General features: G+C 66.5%; 12 protein-coding genes. 10 read left to right on the top strand and 2 right to left on the bottom strand.

Going from position 1 to position 17,435, the window contains the following annotated elements; translation table 11 throughout:
- Positions 1-452: 452 nt before the first annotated feature.
- The 6 genes from rpoB (at position 453) to tuf (ending at position 12,821) form a co-directional block, all read left to right on the top strand.
- Positions 453-3,938 (top strand): DNA-directed RNA polymerase subunit beta, encoded by a 3,486-nt coding sequence (gene rpoB / locus ACZ5GP_RS25545; protein WP_358577375.1) that lies wholly within the window; start codon positions 453-455, stop codon positions 3,936-3,938.
- Between the two features lie 94 nt (positions 3,939-4,032).
- The gene (locus ACZ5GP_RS25540) at positions 4,033-7,947 is read left to right on the top strand and encodes a DNA-directed RNA polymerase subunit beta' (protein WP_468753021.1); all 3,915 of its coding nucleotides are present in this window, start codon (positions 4,033-4,035) and stop codon (positions 7,945-7,947) included.
- Between the two features lie 526 nt (positions 7,948-8,473).
- Positions 8,474-8,845: a 30S ribosomal protein S12 gene (rpsL, locus tag ACZ5GP_RS25535; RefSeq protein ID WP_003948652.1), complete on the top strand. Its 372-nt coding sequence runs from the start codon at positions 8,474-8,476 to the stop codon at positions 8,843-8,845.
- Between the two features lie 2 nt (positions 8,846-8,847).
- A complete protein-coding gene (gene rpsG / locus ACZ5GP_RS25530; protein WP_003974303.1) occupies positions 8,848-9,318 on the top strand; it encodes a 30S ribosomal protein S7 in 471 nt (156 codons plus the stop codon).
- A 39-nt stretch (positions 9,319-9,357) separates the two neighbouring features.
- A complete protein-coding gene (fusA, locus tag ACZ5GP_RS25525) occupies positions 9,358-11,484 on the top strand; it encodes an elongation factor G (RefSeq protein ID WP_358577379.1) in 2,127 nt (708 codons plus the stop codon).
- 143 nt (positions 11,485-11,627) lie between these two features.
- Positions 11,628-12,821 (top strand): elongation factor Tu, encoded by a 1,194-nt coding sequence (gene tuf / locus ACZ5GP_RS25520; RefSeq protein WP_358577467.1) that lies wholly within the window; start codon positions 11,628-11,630, stop codon positions 12,819-12,821.
- Positions 12,822-12,946: 125 nt separating this feature from the next.
- On the opposite strand, the gene ACZ5GP_RS25515 is transcribed toward tuf, so the two are convergent.
- Both ACZ5GP_RS25515 and ACZ5GP_RS25510 read right to left on the bottom strand, forming a co-directional pair.
- Positions 12,947-13,534, bottom strand: a complete 588-nt coding sequence (locus ACZ5GP_RS25515; protein ID WP_468753020.1) for a Uma2 family endonuclease — start codon at positions 13,532-13,534, stop codon at positions 12,947-12,949.
- A 49-nt stretch (positions 13,535-13,583) separates the two neighbouring features.
- Complete coding sequence (locus ACZ5GP_RS25510; RefSeq protein WP_468753019.1) at positions 13,584-14,537, bottom strand: helix-turn-helix domain-containing protein; 954 nt, start codon at positions 14,535-14,537, stop codon at positions 13,584-13,586.
- Between the two features lie 823 nt (positions 14,538-15,360).
- Here ACZ5GP_RS25510 and rpsJ point away from each other — a divergent pair.
- From rpsJ to rplW, 4 genes are read left to right on the top strand one after another with little or no spacing between them, the layout of a single operon-like run.
- On the top strand, positions 15,361-15,669 hold the full coding sequence (rpsJ, locus tag ACZ5GP_RS25505) for a 30S ribosomal protein S10 (RefSeq protein WP_003948644.1): 309 nt from the start codon (positions 15,361-15,363) through the stop codon (positions 15,667-15,669).
- 14 nt (positions 15,670-15,683) lie between these two features.
- Positions 15,684-16,328 carry a 50S ribosomal protein L3 gene (gene rplC / locus ACZ5GP_RS25500; protein ID WP_030782583.1) on the top strand — a complete coding sequence of 215 codons (645 nt, stop codon included), beginning with the start codon at positions 15,684-15,686 and terminating at the stop codon, positions 16,326-16,328.
- A gap of 8 nt (positions 16,329-16,336) precedes the next feature.
- Positions 16,337-16,999 carry a 50S ribosomal protein L4 gene (rplD, locus tag ACZ5GP_RS25495; RefSeq protein WP_358577383.1) on the top strand — a complete coding sequence of 221 codons (663 nt, stop codon included), beginning with the start codon at positions 16,337-16,339 and terminating at the stop codon, positions 16,997-16,999.
- Positions 16,999-17,418 (top strand): 50S ribosomal protein L23, encoded by a 420-nt coding sequence (gene rplW / locus ACZ5GP_RS25490; RefSeq protein ID WP_030782579.1) that lies wholly within the window; start codon positions 16,999-17,001, stop codon positions 17,416-17,418. Before rplD ends, rplW begins: the two co-directional genes overlap by 1 nt.
- Positions 17,419-17,435 lie beyond the last annotated feature (17 nt).

The raw sequence follows: 17,435 nt of genomic DNA, 5'->3' as shown, positions 1-17,435 counted from the left end.
CTGCCTTGCGATGTCGGTCCCGGCGAGTATGGTGATCTTCGTTGTGCCTCGGGACAGCCCGTGACGGTGAGTGTCCCAGGGCGACGTCTCGGCAGGGGGGCCTTGACGAACCGCACGCAGCGCGCAATTCTCAGGACGCGTCGTCACAACGATCCGCATCCGAGGCATGGATCGGCGGCGAAGAGGGCAGTATCGATGTGCATCGAGGGCGTGGCTTGCAGCAGGGGTTGAGAACAACGAGGGTCTCCCAGAACCCGCACTGGACATCAGTGGGCCAACTGGCTACACTGACCCTTTGCGCTGCCTGTTAGCTGCCTCCTGCCCGTCACCAGGGGCATGACCATGCTTGAGCACAGTGGATCGAAACTTCCCTGACCTGGGATGTCTGTCCCTGTGTCCCGCCTGGGACCGGTACGCGCGTAGTGAGTCCGAGCCCTCGGAAGGACCCCCTCTTGGCCGCCTCGCGCACTGCCTCGACCGCGAATACGAACAACGGCGCCAGCACCGCCCCGCTGCGCATTTCCTTTGCAAAGATCAAGGAGCCCCTCGAGGTTCCGAACCTTCTTGCGCTGCAGACCGAGAGCTTTGACTGGCTGCTCGGCAACGACGCGTGGAAGGCTCGTGTCGAGGCGGCTCTTGAAAGCGGACAGGACGTCCCCACCAAGTCCGGTCTGGAGGAGATCTTCGAGGAGATCTCCCCGATCGAGGACTTCTCCGGGTCGATGTCCCTGACGTTCCGCGACCACCGTTTCGAGCCTCCGAAGAACTCGATCGACGAGTGCAAGGAGCGCGACTTCACGTTCGCCGCCCCGCTCTTCGTCACCGCCGAGTTCACCAACAACGAGACCGGCGAGATCAAGTCCCAGACGGTCTTCATGGGCGACTTCCCGCTCATGACCAACAAGGGCACCTTCGTCATCAACGGCACCGAGCGTGTCGTCGTGTCGCAGCTGGTCCGCTCGCCGGGTGTCTACTTCGATTCCTCGATCGACAAGACGTCCGACAAGGACATCTTCTCCGCCAAGATCATCCCGTCCCGGGGTGCCTGGCTGGAGATGGAGATCGACAAGCGCGACATGGTCGGTGTCCGCATCGACCGCAAGCGCAAGCAGTCGGTCACCGTTCTGCTCAAGGCTCTCGGTTGGACGACCGAGCAGATCCTGGAGGAGTTCGGCGAGTACGAGTCCATGCGCGCCACCCTGGAGAAGGACCACACCCAGGGCCAGGACGACGCGCTGCTCGACATCTACCGCAAGCTCCGTCCGGGCGAGCCGCCGACCCGTGAGGCCGCTCAGACGCTGCTCGAGAACCTCTACTTCAACCCCAAGCGCTACGACCTCGCGAAGGTCGGCCGCTACAAGGTCAACAAGAAGCTGGGTGCGGACGCTCCGCTCGACGCGGGCATCCTCACGGTCGAGGACATCATCGCCTCGATCAAGTACCTGGTGAAGCTGCACGCCGGTGAGACCGAGACCGTTGGCGACAGCGGCACGTCGATCGTCGTCGAGACCGACGACATCGACCACTTCGGCAACCGCCGTCTGCGCAACGTCGGCGAGCTCATCCAGAACCAGGTCCGCACGGGTCTGGCTCGTATGGAGCGCGTCGTCCGCGAGCGCATGACGACCCAGGACGTCGAGGCCATCACGCCGCAGACCCTGATCAACATCCGGCCGGTCGTCGCCTCCATCAAGGAGTTCTTCGGCACCAGCCAGCTGTCGCAGTTCATGGACCAGAACAACCCGCTCTCGGGTCTCACCCACAAGCGCCGTCTGTCGGCGCTCGGCCCGGGTGGTCTCTCCCGTGAGCGGGCCGGCTTCGAGGTCCGTGACGTGCACCCGTCCCACTACGGCCGCATGTGCCCGATCGAGACGCCCGAAGGCCCGAACATCGGTCTGATCGGTTCGCTCGCCTCCTACGGCCGCGTCAACGCGTTCGGCTTCGTCGAGACGCCGTACCGCAAGGTCGTCGAGGGCCAGGTCACCGACGACGTCGACTACCTGACGGCCGACGAGGAGGACCGCTTCGTCATCGCGCAGGCCAACGCGCCGCTGACGGACGACCTCCACTTCGCCGAGGCCCGCGTCCTGATCCGCCGCCGTGGCGGAGAGATCGACTACGTGCCCGGCACGGACGTCGACTACATGGACGTCTCGCCGCGCCAGATGGTGTCCGTCGCGACCGCGATGATCCCCTTCCTGGAGCACGACGACGCCAACCGTGCCCTCATGGGCGCGAACATGATGCGTCAGGCCGTGCCGCTGATCACCGCCGAGGCCCCCCTCGTCGGCACCGGCATGGAGTACCGCTGCGCGGTCGACGCCGGTGACGTGATCAAGGCCGAGAAGGCGGGTGTGGTCCAGGAGGTCTCCGCGGACTACGTCACCGTCACCAACGACGACGGCACGTACACCACGTACCGCATCGCCAAGTTCTCCCGGTCGAACCAGGGCACCTCCGTCAACCAGAAGGTTGTCGTCGACGAGGGCGCCCGCGTGGTCGAGGGCCAGGTCCTGGCCGACGGTCCCGCGACCGAAGAGGGCGAGATGGCCCTCGGCAAGAACCTGCTCGTGGCGTTCATGCCGTGGGAGGGTCACAACTACGAGGACGCGATCATCCTGTCGCAGCGCCTCGTGCAGGACGACGTCCTCTCCTCGATCCACATCGAGGAGCACGAGGTCGACGCCCGTGACACCAAGCTCGGCCCGGAGGAGATCACCCGGGACATCCCGAACGTCTCCGAGGAGGTCCTCGCCGACCTCGACGAGCGCGGCATCATCCGCATCGGTGCCGAGGTCGTCGCCGGCGACATCCTCGTCGGCAAGGTCACGCCCAAGGGTGAGACCGAGCTGACGCCCGAGGAGCGCCTGCTCCGCGCGATTTTCGGCGAGAAGGCGCGCGAGGTGCGCGACACCTCGCTGAAGGTGCCGCACGGCGAGATCGGCAAGGTCATCGGCGTCCGCGTCTTCGACCGCGAAGAGGGCGACGAGCTGCCGCCGGGCGTGAACCAGCTGGTCCGTGTCTACGTGGCGCAGAAGCGCAAGATCACCGACGGTGACAAGCTCGCCGGCCGGCACGGCAACAAGGGCGTCATCTCCAAGATCCTGCCGATCGAGGACATGCCGTTCCTGGAGGACGGCACCCCGGTCGACATCATCCTCAACCCGCTGGGTGTCCCGTCCCGAATGAACCCGGGACAGGTCCTGGAGATCCACCTCGGCTGGCTCGCCAGCCGCGGCTGGGACGTCTCCGGCCTCGCGGACGAGTGGGCGCAGCGCCTGCAGGCCATCGGCGCCGACAAGGTCGACCCGGGCACGAACGTCGCCACCCCCGTCTTCGACGGTGCGCGTGAGGACGAGCTGGCCGGTCTGCTCCAGCACACCATCCCGAACCGCGACGGCGAGCGCATGGTGCTCCCGACCGGCAAGGCGCGCCTGTTCGACGGCCGCTCCGGCGAGCCGTTCCCGGACCCGATCTCGGTCGGGTACATGTACATCCTCAAGCTGCACCACCTGGTCGACGACAAGCTGCACGCCCGTTCGACCGGTCCGTACTCGATGATCACCCAGCAGCCGCTGGGTGGTAAGGCGCAGTTCGGTGGTCAGCGCTTCGGCGAGATGGAGGTGTGGGCGCTTGAGGCTTATGGCGCCGCGTACGCCCTTCAGGAGCTCCTGACGATCAAGTCCGACGACGTGACCGGCCGCGTGAAGGTCTACGAGGCCATCGTCAAGGGCGAGAACATCCCCGAGCCCGGCATCCCCGAGTCCTTCAAGGTGCTCATCAAGGAAATGCAGTCGCTCTGCCTCAACGTGGAGGTGCTGTCCTCGGACGGCATGTCCATCGAGATGCGCGACACCGACGAGGACGTCTTCCGCGCGGCGGAGGAGCTCGGTATCGACCTGTCCCGGCGCGAGCCGAGCAGCGTCGAAGAGGTCTGACGGGAGTCCGGCCGGGCTCGTCATGAGCCCGGCCGGCCCCAGGACCCCCGTATCAGACCCCATGACTTACAACCCTGAGAGGGATTGACGCATAGTGCTCGACGTCAACTTCTTCGATGAGCTCCGGATCGGTCTGGCGACCGCTGACGACATCCGTCAGTGGAGCCACGGCGAGGTCAAGAAGCCCGAGACCATCAACTACCGCACGCTCAAGCCCGAAAAGGACGGACTCTTCTGCGAGAAGATCTTCGGTCCGACCCGGGACTGGGAGTGCTACTGCGGCAAGTACAAGCGTGTCCGCTTCAAGGGCATCATCTGTGAGCGCTGTGGCGTAGAGGTCACGCGCGCCAAGGTGCGCCGTGAGCGGATGGGCCACATCGAACTGGCCGCCCCGGTCACCCACATCTGGTACTTCAAGGGCGTCCCGTCGCGCCTCGGTTACCTCCTCGACCTCGCCCCGAAGGACCTCGAGAAGGTCATCTACTTCGCGGCGTACATGATCACGTTCGTGGACGAGGAGCGTCGTACCCGCGACCTGCCGTCCCTGGAGGCGCACGTCTCCGTAGAGCGTCAGCAGATCGAGAACCGTCGCGACTCCGACCTGGAGGCCCGCGCCAAGAAGCTCGAGACCGACCTGGCCGAGCTCGAGGCCGAGGGCGCCAAGGCCGACGTGCGCCGCAAGGTGCGCGAGGGCGCCGAGCGTGAGATGAAGCAGCTGCGCGACCGTGCGCAGCGCGAGATCGACCGTCTCGACGAGGTGTGGAACCGCTTCAAGAACCTCAAGGTCCAGGACCTGGAGGGCGACGAGCTGCTCTACCGCGAGCTGCGTGACCGCTTCGGCACGTACTTCGACGGCTCCATGGGTGCCGCTGCTCTGCAGAAGCGCCTGGAGTCCTTCGACCTCGACGAGGAGGCCGAGCGCCTCCGCGAGATCATCCGCACCGGCAAGGGTCAGAAGAAGACCCGTGCGCTCAAGCGCCTCAAGGTCGTCTCCGCGTTCCTGCAGACGTCCAACAGCCCCAAGGGCATGGTGCTCGACTGCGTGCCGGTCATCCCGCCGGACCTGCGTCCGATGGTGCAGCTGGACGGTGGCCGCTTCGCGACCTCCGACCTGAACGACCTGTACCGCCGCGTGATCAACCGCAACAACCGCCTGAAGCGCCTTCTCGACCTCGGTGCGCCCGAGATCATCGTGAACAACGAGAAGCGCATGCTCCAGGAGGCGGTCGACGCCCTCTTCGACAACGGCCGTCGCGGTCGCCCGGTCACGGGCCCCGGCAACCGTCCGTTGAAGTCCCTGAGCGACATGCTCAAGGGCAAGCAGGGTCGATTCCGTCAGAACCTTCTCGGCAAGCGTGTGGACTACTCCGCCCGTTCCGTGATCGTCGTCGGTCCGCAGCTGAAGCTGCACCAGTGCGGTCTGCCGAAGGCCATGGCGCTGGAGCTCTTCAAGCCGTTCGTGATGAAGCGCCTGGTCGACCTGAACCACGCGCAGAACATCAAGAGCGCCAAGCGGATGGTCGAGCGCGGCCGCACGGTCGTCTATGACGTCCTCGAAGAGGTCATCGCCGAGCACCCGGTGCTGCTGAACCGTGCGCCCACGCTGCACCGCCTCGGCATCCAGGCCTTCGAGCCGCAGCTGGTCGAGGGCAAGGCCATCCAGATCCACCCGCTCGTCTGCACCGCGTTCAACGCGGACTTCGACGGTGACCAGATGGCCGTCCACCTGCCGCTCTCCGCGGAGGCGCAGGCCGAGGCCCGCATCCTGATGCTGTCCTCGAACAACATCCTGAAGCCCGCCGACGGCCGTCCGGTGACGATGCCGACCCAGGACATGGTCCTCGGTCTGTTCTTCCTCACCACCGACGGCGAGCTGCGGGACACCAAGGGCGAGGGCCGCGCGTTCGGTTCCACCGCCGAGGCGATGATGGCGTTCGACGCCGGCGAGCTCGCGCTCCAGTCGACCGTCGACATCCGCTTCCCGGTGGGCACCATCCCGCCGCGTGGCTGGACCCCGCCGGTCAGCGCCGAGGGCGAGGACTTCGGTGACGAGCGCGCCTACCAGCCGGGCGACAGCTTCCGGCTGCGTACGTCGCTGGGCCGCGCGCTCTTCAACGAGCTGCTGCCCGAGGACTACCCCTTCGTCGACTACTCGGTCGGCAAGAAGCAGCTCTCCGAGATCGTCAACGACCTCGCCGAGCGCTACCCCAAGGTCATCGTGGCGGCGACGCTCGACAACCTGAAGGCGGCGGGCTTCTACTGGGCGACCCGTTCCGGTGTCACCGTGGCCATCTCCGACGTCGTCGTGCCCGAGGCCAAGAAGGCCATCGTCAAGGGCTACGAGGAGCAGGACGAGAAGGTCCAGAAGCAGTACGAGCGCGGTCTGATCACCAAGGACGAGCGCACGCAGGAGCTCATCGCGATCTGGACCAAGGCGACCAACGAGGTCGCCGAGGCGATGAACGCGAACTTCCCCAAGACGAACCCCATCTTCATGATGGTTGACTCGGGTGCCCGAGGAAACATGATGCAGATGCGGCAGATCGCCGGTATGCGTGGTCTGGTGTCGAACGCGAAGAACGAGACCATCCCGCGTCCGATCAAGGCCTCGTTCCGTGAGGGCCTGACCGTTCTCGAGTACTTCATCTCCACCCACGGTGCCCGTAAGGGTCTGGCGGACACGGCCCTGCGTACCGCCGACTCCGGTTACCTCACCCGTCGTCTGGTCGACGTCTCCCAGGACGTCATCATTCGCGAGGAGGACTGCGGCACCGAGCGCGGCCTGAAGCTGAAGATCGCGGTCAAGGGCGAGGACGGTGTGCTCCGCAAGACGGAGAACGTCGAGACCTCGGTCTACGCCCGCATGCTGGCCGAGGACGTCGTCATCGACGGCAAGGTCATCGCGCCGGCCAACGTCGACCTCGGTGACGTGCTCATCGACGCCCTGGTCGCCAACGGCGTCGAGGAGGTCAAGACCCGCTCGGTCCTGACCTGTGAGTCCGCGGTCGGCACCTGTGCCTTCTGCTACGGCCGCTCGCTCGCCACCGGCAAGCTGGTCGACATCGGTGAGGCGGTCGGCATCATCGCCGCCCAGTCCATCGGTGAGCCCGGTACCCAGCTGACGATGCGTACCTTCCACACCGGTGGTGTGGCCGGTGACGACATCACCCAGGGTCTGCCCCGTGTCGTCGAGCTCTTCGAGGCCCGTACGCCGAAGGGTGTCGCCCCGATCTCCGAGGCCGCGGGCCGTATCCGCATCGAGGAGACCGAGAAGACCAAGAAGATCGTCGTCACCCCGGACGACGGCAGCGACGAGACGGCGTTCCCGATCTCGAAGCGTGCCAAGGTCCTGGTGCGTGAGGGTGACCACGTCGAGGTGGGCCAGAAGCTCACCTTCGGTGCCACCAACCCGCACGACGTGCTGCGGATCCTCGGTCAGCGCGCGGTCCAGGTCCACCTGGTCGGCGAAGTCCAGAAGGTCTACAACAGCCAGGGTGTGTCGATCCACGACAAGCACATCGAGATCATCATCCGGCAGATGCTGCGCCGCGTGACGATCATCGAGTCCGGCGACGCGGAGCTGCTGCCGGGCGAGCTGGTCGAGCGTTCGAAGTTCGAGACCGAGAACCGTCGTGTGGTCACCGAGGGCGGTCACCCCGCCTCCGGCCGTCCGCAGCTGATGGGTATCACCAAGGCCTCGCTGGCGACGGAATCCTGGCTGTCGGCCGCCTCCTTCCAGGAGACGACCCGAGTTCTGACGGACGCGGCGATCAACGCCAAGTCCGACAGCCTCATCGGCCTCAAGGAGAACGTCATCATCGGTAAGCTCATCCCGGCCGGTACGGGTCTGTCCCGTTACCGCAACATCCGGGTGGAGCCGACCGAGGAGGCCAAGGCGGCGATGTACTCGGCCGTCGGCTACGACGACATCGACTACTCCCCGTTCGGCACGGGCTCCGGCCAGGCCGTCCCGCTGGAGGACTACGACTACGGTCCGTACAACCAGTAGGAACAGAGTCTGTTGAAGGGCGCCCGCCCCGCGTTTCGCGGGGCGGGCGCCCTTTGGCGTTGCCGGCCCGGCCGCGACCCTGGCAGATGGTTCTCTTCACGGCCCTCCACGGGGCCTACGCGCTTGCCCCGCACCCGCGGCGAGGGCAGGCCGCGTATCGCGCTCCGCGTGGCCGCTCTGCTGTCCCTGGGCCTCGTCCTGTGGAAGCGCCCGGCGGAAGGCTGCGGAATTGATCAAGGGCTTTCTGCGCCGCTCCTGATCCGTCGGATGCCCGGCGTGTCGGGCTCCATCGCATTTGTTTTGACCAGACTCGATGAGGTAGGTACGCTCAGACCTTGTGCCTGGGGTGTGCCTGGGCTCGTGCGCGTGTCTTCAACCGCATCGCGAGTCCGTCAACAAGGCCACCGCAATCTGCGCCCCTCTCCGCTTGGCGGCGGGAGTCCGCAGCATTCGACACACCCGACCGCGTGGGTCGGGGACGTTCCAGGTTAGCTTTACTATTCGGCACACAGAAACCGGAGAAGTAGTGCCTACGATCCAGCAGCTGGTCCGTAAGGGCCGGCAGGACAAGGTCGAGAAGAACAAGACGCCCGCACTCGAGGGTTCGCCCCAGCGCCGTGGCGTCTGCACGCGTGTGTTCACGACCACCCCGAAGAAGCCGAACTCGGCCCTCCGTAAGGTCGCGCGTGTGCGTCTGACCTCCGGGATCGAGGTCACGGCCTACATTCCGGGTGAGGGACACAACCTGCAGGAGCACTCCATCGTGCTCGTGCGTGGTGGCCGTGTGAAGGACCTGCCTGGTGTTCGTTACAAGATCATCCGCGGTTCCCTCGACACCCAGGGTGTCAAGAACCGCAAGCAGGCCCGCAGCCGCTACGGCGCCAAGAAGGAGAAGTAAGAATGCCTCGTAAGGGCCCCGCCCCGAAGCGCCCGGTCATCATCGACCCGGTCTACGGTTCTCCTCTGGTGACCTCCCTCATCAACAAGGTGCTGCTGAACGGCAAGCGCTCCACCGCCGAGCGCATCGTGTACGGCGCCATGGAGGGCCTGCGCGAGAAGACCGGCAACGACCCGGTCATCACGCTGAAGCGCGCGCTCGAGAACATCAAGCCGACCCTCGAGGTCAAGTCCCGCCGTGTCGGTGGCGCGACCTACCAGGTCCCGATCGAGGTCAAGCCGGGCCGTGCGAACACGCTCGCCCTGCGCTGGCTGGTCGGTTACTCCCGCGCCCGTCGCGAGAAGACCATGACCGAGCGTCTGCTCAACGAGCTCCTCGACGCCTCCAACGGCCTCGGTGCCGCTGTGAAGAAGCGCGAGGACACCCACAAGATGGCCGAGTCCAACAAGGCCTTCGCGCACTACCGCTGGTAGTCGCTCCCCACATCGAGACCGAGAGAAGACTGAGCCGACATGGCTACCACTTCACTTGACCTGGCCAAGGTGCGCAACATCGGCATCATGGCTCACATCGACGCGGGCAAGACGACGACCACCGAGCGGATCCTGTTCTACACCGGTGTCTCGTACAAGATCGGTGAGGTCCACGACGGCGCCGCCACGATGGACTGGATGGAGCAGGAGCAGGAGCGTGGCATCACGATCACCTCTGCTGCCACCACCTGTCACTGGCCGCTGAACGACGTCGACCACACCATCAACATCATCGACACCCCTGGCCACGTCGACTTCACCGTCGAGGTGGAGCGTTCGCTCCGCGTGCTCGACGGTGCCGTGACGGTGTTCGACGGTGTCGCCGGCGTTGAGCCCCAGTCCGAGACCGTGTGGCGTCAGGCGGACCGCTACGGCGTCCCGCGCATCTGCTTCGTCAACAAGCTCGACCGCACGGGTGCCGAGTTCCACCGCTGCGTCGACATGATCGTCGACCGCCTCGGTGCGACCCCCCTCGTCATGCAGCTGCCCATCGGCGCAGAGGCTGACTTCAAGGGCGTCGTCGACCTCGTCACCATGAAGGCCTTCGTCTGGTCCGCCGAGACCAAGATGGGCGAGGCCTACGACATCGTCGACATCCCCGACACGCACACCGAGGCTGCCGAGGAGTACCGCGGCAAGCTGCTCGAGGCCGTCGCGGAGAACGACGAAGAGATGATGGAGCTGTACCTCGAGGGCCAGGAGCCCTCGGTGGACCAGCTGTACGCGGCGATCCGTCGCATCACCATCGCCTCCGGCAAGGGCGGCGACACCACCGTCACCCCCGTCTTCTGCGGTACCGCGTTCAAGAACAAGGGCGTCCAGCCCCTGCTCGACGCGGTCGTGCGCTACCTGCCCTCCCCCCTGGACGTCGAGGCCATCGAGGGCCACGACGTCAAGGACCCGGAGCTGGTCGTCAAGCGCAAGCCGTCGGACGACGAGCCGCTGTCGGCCCTCGCCTTCAAGATCGCGAGCGACCCGCACCTGGGCAAGCTCACCTTCGTCCGGATCTACTCCGGTCGCCTGGACGCCGGCACCGCGGTGCTGAACTCCGTCAAGGGCAAGAAGGAGCGCATCGGCAAGATCTACCGCATGCACGCGAACAAGCGTGAGGAGATCGACTCGGTGGGCGCCGGCGACATCGTCGCCGTCATGGGTCTGAAGCAGACCACCACCGGTGAGACGCTGAGCGACGACAAGAACCCGGTGATCCTGGAGTCCATGGACTTCCCGGCGCCGGTCATCGAGGTCGCCATCGAGCCCAAGTCCAAGGGCGACCAGGAGAAGCTGGGTGTCGCCATCCAGCGTCTCTCGGAGGAGGACCCCTCCTTCCGCGTGCACTCGGACGAGGAGACCGGCCAGACCATCATCGGTGGTATGGGCGAGCTTCACCTCGAGGTGCTCGTCGACCGCATGAAGCGCGAGTTCCGCGTCGAGGCGAACGTCGGCAAGCCGCAGGTGGCGTACCGCGAGACGATCCGCAAGGCCGTCGAGCGTGTCGACTTCACCCACAAGAAGCAGACCGGTGGTACCGGTCAGTTCGCGAAGGTGCAGATCGCGATCGAGCCCATCGAGGGCGGCGACGCGTCGTACGAGTTCGTGAACAAGGTCACCGGTGGCCGCATCCCCAAGGAGTACATCCCTTCGGTGGACGCGGGTGCTCAGGAGGCCATGCAGTTCGGCATCCTGGCGGGCTACGAGATGACGGGCGTCCGCGTCACGCTCATCGACGGCGCCTACCACGAGGTCGACTCCTCCGAGCTCGCCTTCAAGATCGCCGGTTCGCAGGCCTTCAAGGAGGCCGCGCGCAAGGCCAGCCCCGTGCTGCTCGAGCCGATGATGGCCGTCGAGGTCACCACGCCCGAGGACTACATGGGCGATGTCATCGGTGACATCAACTCCCGCCGTGGCCAGATCCAGGCCATGGAGGAGCGCAGCGGCGCTCGCGTCGTGAAGGGCCTCGTGCCCCTCTCGGAGATGTTCGGCTACGTCGGAGACCTCCGCAGCAAGACGTCGGGTCGCGCAAGCTACTCAATGCAGTTCGACTCCTACGCCGAGGTTCCGCGGAACGTCGCCGAGGAGATCATCGCGAAGGCCAAGGGCGAGTAACTCACCCCAGTTAACGCTTTAGGCTTGACACCATCCGCCGGGGTTCGACCCCGCAGGGCAAGAACCCCGGCGGCTGGCTTCCCAGCAAAGATCACCTGGCGCCGATGAAGCAAGGCGTACAGAACCACTCCCAGGAGGACCCAGTGGCGAAGGCGAAGTTCGAGCGGACTAAGCCGCACGTCAACATCGGCACCATCGGTCACATTGACCACGGTAAGACGACCCTCACGGCCGCCATTACCAAGGTGCTGCACGACGCGTACCCCGACCTGAACGAGGCCTCGGCCTTCGACCAGATCGACAAGGCTCCCGAGGAGCGCCAGCGCGGTATCACGATCTCGATCGCGCACGTCGAGTACCAGACGGAGACCCGTCACTACGCCCACGTCGACTGCCCCGGTCACGCGGACTACATCAAGAACATGATCACGGGTGCGGCGCAGATGGACGGCGCCATCCTCGTGGTCGCCGCCACCGACGGCCCGATGCCGCAGACCAAGGAGCACGTGCTCCTGGCCCGCCAGGTCGGCGTTCCGTACATCGTCGTCGCCCTGAACAAGGCCGACATGGTGGACGACGAGGAGATCATGGAGCTCGTCGAGCTCGAGGTCCGTGAGCTCCTCTCCGAGTACGAGTTCCCGGGCGACGACCTCCCGGTCGTGCGTGTCTCGGCGCTCAAGGCGCTCGAGGGCGACAAGGAGTGGGGTGAGTCCGTCCTCAACCTGATGAAGGCTGTCGACGAGTCGATCCCGGAGCCCGAGCGCGACGTCGACAAGCCGTTCCTGATGCCGATCGAGGACGTCTTCACGATCACCGGTCGTGGCACCGTCGTCACCGGTCGTATCGAGCGTGGTGTCCTCAAGGTCAACGAGACCGTCGACATCATCGGCATCAAGACCGAGAAGACCACCACCACGGTCACCGGCATCGAGATGTTCCGCAAGCTGCTCGACGAGGGCCAGGCCGGTGAGAACGTCGGTCTGCTCCTCCGTGGCATCAAGCGCGAGGACGTCGAGCGCGGCCAGGTCATCATCAAGCCCGGTTCGGTCACGCCGCACACCGAGTTCGAGGCCCAGGCCTACATCCTGTCGAAGGACGAGGGTGGCCGTCACACCCCCTTCTTCAACAACTACCGTCCGCAGTTCTACTTCCGCACCACGGACGTGACCGGCGTCGTGACCCTCCCCGAGGGCACCGAGATGGTCATGCCGGGCGACAACACTGAGATGACCGTTGAGCTCATCCAGCCCGTCGCGATGGAAGAGGGCCTGAAGTTCGCCATCCGTGAGGGTGGCCGGACCGTCGGCGCCGGCCAGGTCACCAAGATCAACAAGTAAGCTTCCCGCTTGCTTGAAGATCGGGGAGACCCGGTCGCTCTGAACTGAGCGCATCGCAGTACACGCGGTAACGGAAGGGCCCGTACGACTTCGGTCGTACGGGCCCTTTCGCGTGCGCGGCGCGCTCACTGGTAGCGGGGCAGGTCCGCGGTCGAGATCGTCCACTTGGCGATCGTGACGTCCTCGCCGTAGACGAAGTCCTTGCGCGTGGCATAGCGGGGGCCCTCGGGGGTGGCGTGGATGTCGGTGAGGACGGCGCCCGTACCGGTCCGGGGATCGAAGATCGCGTAGACCGGGATGCCGAGCTGAGGGTAGTCCCGCATCTTGCTCACCCAGTCGTTGTCCGGGTTGGAGCGCGAGACGATCTCGATCGCGGCGATGAGGGTGCGGGGGTCGAAGGAATCCTGGACCTCCATGTCCGCCTCGGCGATCACCATGATGTCCGGGTGCCGCATGATCCCACCGGGCTCATCCTCGACGTCGGGCGTTCCCGTATGAGCCACGAGCTCTTCCGGCATCACCTTCTCCAGGCGCTTCCGGACGCGCAGCGCGGTCAATTCGTGGGGTCCGATGGGCGACATCATGTCGTGGACGATCCCTTCCTGGGTGATCTCGAACTTGCCGGGAAGGGTGTCCGCCATCTGCACGACGGCGTCGCGCATCGCGTGGTAATGGGAGCTGCCCTGTCGTGCACTGTGCGGGGTGAGGGTCATGGCGTGCGCTCCTCGTCTGTGCCCAGGGGCAGGGGTCGTCACGTTCATGCTAGGTGGCCCCCTGCAGATCGGATCGGCAGTCGCGGCAGTGGCCCGGGGCTGGAGCGCGGAAGGCGCGGTCGCAGGAGTCGCAGTTGTGCAGGGGGTGGCGTACGGGGGGCGCGGTGGGGGTGCCCAAGGGGGGTGGGGGTGGCAGCAGGGCGGTGAGGCGGTGGGCCAGGAGGGCGGCCGGTCGGCGGGGGCCCCCGGGCGGTAGGTCGCCGGTCAGGGCGTGGCGTACGGCCTCGGGGGCGACGTCGCGTTCCAGCCAGGCGGCGACACCGGGGGCGAGGTGGGCGGTGTCGCGGGTGGAGAGCAGGAGGCGGGGGTCGTGCAGGCGCAGGTCCGCGAGGAGGTCGGTGGCCTGCTGGAGGAGCGCGGGGGCCGGGTACGCGGGGTGCGGAACGGCGGCGAGGGGGTGGGGGTGCTTGCGCGGCGGTGTGGGCGGTGCCGGGTGCTCGCTGCTCTCGGGCGGACGGCTTCGCACGGGGGCGGGGGAGCGCGGGTGCTGTCGGGCGGTGCCCGGCTGGTTGCAGGAGATCGTGCGGGTGACGATGCGGCCGGCGGGGGTGCGTTCGCGCTCCCGGCGCAGGTAGCCGTGGGCCTCCAGCTCGCGCAGGGCGGCGGCGATACGGGTCGCGCCCTCCGGGAAGCGGGCGGCGAGCGTCTTGATGTCGGCGCGGGCCCCTGCGGGCAGCGACTGGATGTGGCAGGCGAGCCCGATCGCCAGGAGGGAGAGCTCCGGGTGCTGGGTGAGGTGGTTGCCGATCACCGTGAAGCGGGTGGTGTGGCGGGTGTTCTCGTGCCGGACGCCGGAGGGGTGGGCCGCCGAGGGGCTCCGACGCGGGTCCGGGCGGTGCGTGTCCGGGCGGCTGCGGGGGCGCGAGGTCGCTCGTGCGTGGGATTGACTGCGCCCGGAGGCGGACCGGGCGTGCGGGGGCACGCTAGGGTTTTGGGTGTCCATCGGGAAGCGTCCTTCTTCCTCGGTGGTCAGGCCCTCGCCATTGGGATTGCCGTCCCGGCGGGGGCCGTCGCATGTCTGCGGTTGTTTTGCCTGCTGGGGCCGAGAGTAGGGGAGCTGGGGGGCCGGAAATCCAGCTGAGCCCGGGATGTTCACCCGCGTGAGTGAGTGGGGGTGCCGGGCTGACGTGAGGTCGCGACGGGGCGGTGGGGTGGGGCTCGGTGGGGGTTCTTTCTCCCTCACGTTCCTTGGGGGGATCACCCGACGCACCGGAACCCACCGTGCAGGAACACTCCGCACAGGAACGCGCCGTACCGGAGCGCGCGGGGCCGGGTCCCGGTGGGCGCAGGACGTAGGGCGCGAGGGCCTCGCCGACAGCGGCTCCGCGTGACCCCGGGTTTGACCTCCGTCACCCGCCGGGTACGCTTTTGCGCTCGATTGGCCCCCGGCATGCCTCGTATGGCAGACTGTCGGGGTTGCTCGGTTGAGTGCCGATGCTGTGCGCCTCCCGCCGGGAGGACCGGAAGCGAGTCCCACAGTACTCGTCGCCCCAACTGCCGAGGGGCCCCGCAAAGGGCCCGCAGGCAGCGCTGTGGCGGAAGTACGGGAATCTTTCGGGAAGTGCAGCGCGGTGGCTGAACCAGGCACCCGGTGGGTTTCTTCCCCCGGACCCGCGGTCGTCAGGGCCGCAGCCCCTAGCAGGGAAATCCTTCGGGAGATCCTCGTGGACGGGACTGCGACACGCCCGACCGCGTGGGTCGGAGGAAGTAGAAAAAAGGGCCTCCCGGGAGCCAGAGCCTTCGAGACAAAGGACTACACAGTAGCCATGGCGGGACAGAAGATCCGCATCCGGCTCAAGGCCTACGACCACGAGGTCATCGACTCCTCGGCGAAGAAGATCGTCGAGACGGTGACGCGCACTGGTGCGTCGGTCGCGGGCCCGGTGCCGCTGCCCACTGAGAAGAACGTGTACTGCGTCATCAAGTCGCCGCACAAGTACAAGGACTCGCGCGAGCACTTCGAGATGCGCACGCACAAGCGCCTGATCGACATCCTCGACCCCACCCCCAAGACCGTTGACTCGCTGATGCGCCTGGACCTTCCGGCCGGCGTTGACATCGAGATCAAGCTCTGAAGGGCGAGCGACAGATGACCAAGCAGATCAAGGGCATCCTGGGCGAGAAGCTCGGCATGACCCAGGTCTGGGACGAGAACAACCGTGTCGTCCCGGTGACCGTGGTCAAGGCCGGACCCTGCGTCGTTACCCAGGTCCGTACGAATGACAGCGACGGCTACGAGTCGGTCCAGATCGCCTTCGGCGAGATCGACCCGCGCAAGGTGAACAAGCCCCTCAAGGGCCACTTCGCCAAGGCCGACGTGACCCCCCGTCGCCACCTCGTCGAGATCCGTACCGCTGGTGCCAGCGAGTACACCCTCGGCCAGGAGCTGACCGCCGAGACGTTCGAGGCCGGTATCAAGGTCGACGTCACCGGCAAGAGCAAGGGCAAGGGCTTCGCCGGTGTGATGAAGCGTCACAACTTCCACGGCGGCAAGGCCTCCCACGGTGCCCACCGCGTGCACCGCAAGCCCGGTTCCATCGGTGGCTGTGCCACCCCCGGCCGTGTCTTCAAGGGCATGCGCATGGCGGGTCGCATGGGCAACGAGCGGGTCACCACCCAGAACCTGACCGTCCACGCCGTTGACGCGGAGAAGGGTCTGCTGCTCATCAAGGGCGCGGTCCCCGGTCCGAACGGCGGCCTCGTCCTGGTCCGTACCGCGGCCAAGGGGGCCTGAGGTAACCCATGAGCACCATTGACATCCTTTCGCCGGCAGGCGACAAGACCGGGACGGTCGAGCTCCCCGCGGAGATCTTCGACGTCGAGAAGATCAGCATCCCGCTGATCCACCAGGTCGTCGTCGCGCAGCTGGCCGCGGCCCGTCAGGGCACGCACAAGACCAAGACCCGCGGTGAAGTCCGTGGTGGTGGCAAGAAGCCTTACCGCCAGAAGGGCACCGGCCGCGCGCGCCAGGGTTCGACCCGTGCGCCGCAGTTCGCCGGCGGTGGCGTCGTCCACGGCCCCGTGCCGCGTGACTACTCCCAGCGCACTCCCAAGAAGATGAAGGCTGCCGCTCTGCGTCACGCCCTCACCGACCGGGCGCGCAACTCCCGCATCCACGTCGTCTCCGGCGTGGTCGAGGGCGAGATCTCGACGAAGGCCGCGAAGAGCCTGCTCGGCAAGGTCAGTGAGCGCAAGAACGTGCTCCTGGTCATCGAGCGCTCGGACGAGCTTTCGCTGCTCTCCGCCCGCAACCTGCCCCAGGTGCACATCCTGGAGCCGGGCCAGCTGAACACGTACGACGTGCTCGTCTCGGACGACGTGGTCTTCACCAAGGCCGCCTTCGAGTCCTTCGTGTCCGGCGCCCCGTCCGGCCGGAACGACGAGACCGAAGGGAGCGAAGCCTGATGGCCATCCGTCACCAGAGCATCGCGTCCAAGGCTGCGAAGGCGGCGAAGGCCGCGCGTGTCGCCAAGGCGAAGCGCATCGCGACCGAGGGCAAGATCGCTGTTGAGCCCACCCCGCTGAGCAAGTCCTTCTCGGACCCGCGCGACGTCCTCGTCAAGCCGGTCGTCTCCGAGAAGTCGTACGCGCTGCTCGACGAGGGCAAGTACACGTTCATCGTGGCCCCCGGCTCCAACAAGACCCAGATCAAGCAGGCCGTCGAGACGGTCTTCTCGGTCAAGGTCACCGGAGTCAACACGATCAACCGTCAGGGCAAGCGCAAGCGCACCAAGTCTGGTTTCGGCAAGCGTGCCGACACCAAGCGCGCGATTGTGACCCTTGCTGAGGGCGACCGTATCGACATCTTCGGCCAGGCCTCCTAACGGAGCGCCCTGGTCCG

It is taken from the genome of Streptomyces sp. NPDC031466 (genome assembly GCF_055581265.1).
Note: the sequence above shows the minus strand (reverse complement) of the source record. Positions and strands in the feature narration are given on the sequence as shown.

Coding starts and splice junctions, on each gene's coding strand:
- ACZ5GP_RS25510 (WP_468753019.1), bottom strand. CDS start 14,537: ATGGACACCCAAAACCCTAGCGTGCCCCCGCACGCCCGGTCCGCCTCC.
- rpsJ (WP_003948644.1), top strand. CDS start 15,361: ATGGCGGGACAGAAGATCCGCATCCGGCTCAAGGCCTACGACCACGAG.
- rpsG (WP_003974303.1), top strand. CDS start 8,848: ATGCCTCGTAAGGGCCCCGCCCCGAAGCGCCCGGTCATCATCGACCCG.
- fusA (WP_358577379.1), top strand. CDS start 9,358: ATGGCTACCACTTCACTTGACCTGGCCAAGGTGCGCAACATCGGCATC.
- rplC (WP_030782583.1), top strand. CDS start 15,684: ATGACCAAGCAGATCAAGGGCATCCTGGGCGAGAAGCTCGGCATGACC.
- ACZ5GP_RS25515 (WP_468753020.1), bottom strand. CDS start 13,534: ATGACCCTCACCCCGCACAGTGCACGACAGGGCAGCTCCCATTACCAC.
- rplD (WP_358577383.1), top strand. CDS start 16,337: ATGAGCACCATTGACATCCTTTCGCCGGCAGGCGACAAGACCGGGACG.
- rplW (WP_030782579.1), top strand. CDS start 16,999: ATGGCCATCCGTCACCAGAGCATCGCGTCCAAGGCTGCGAAGGCGGCG.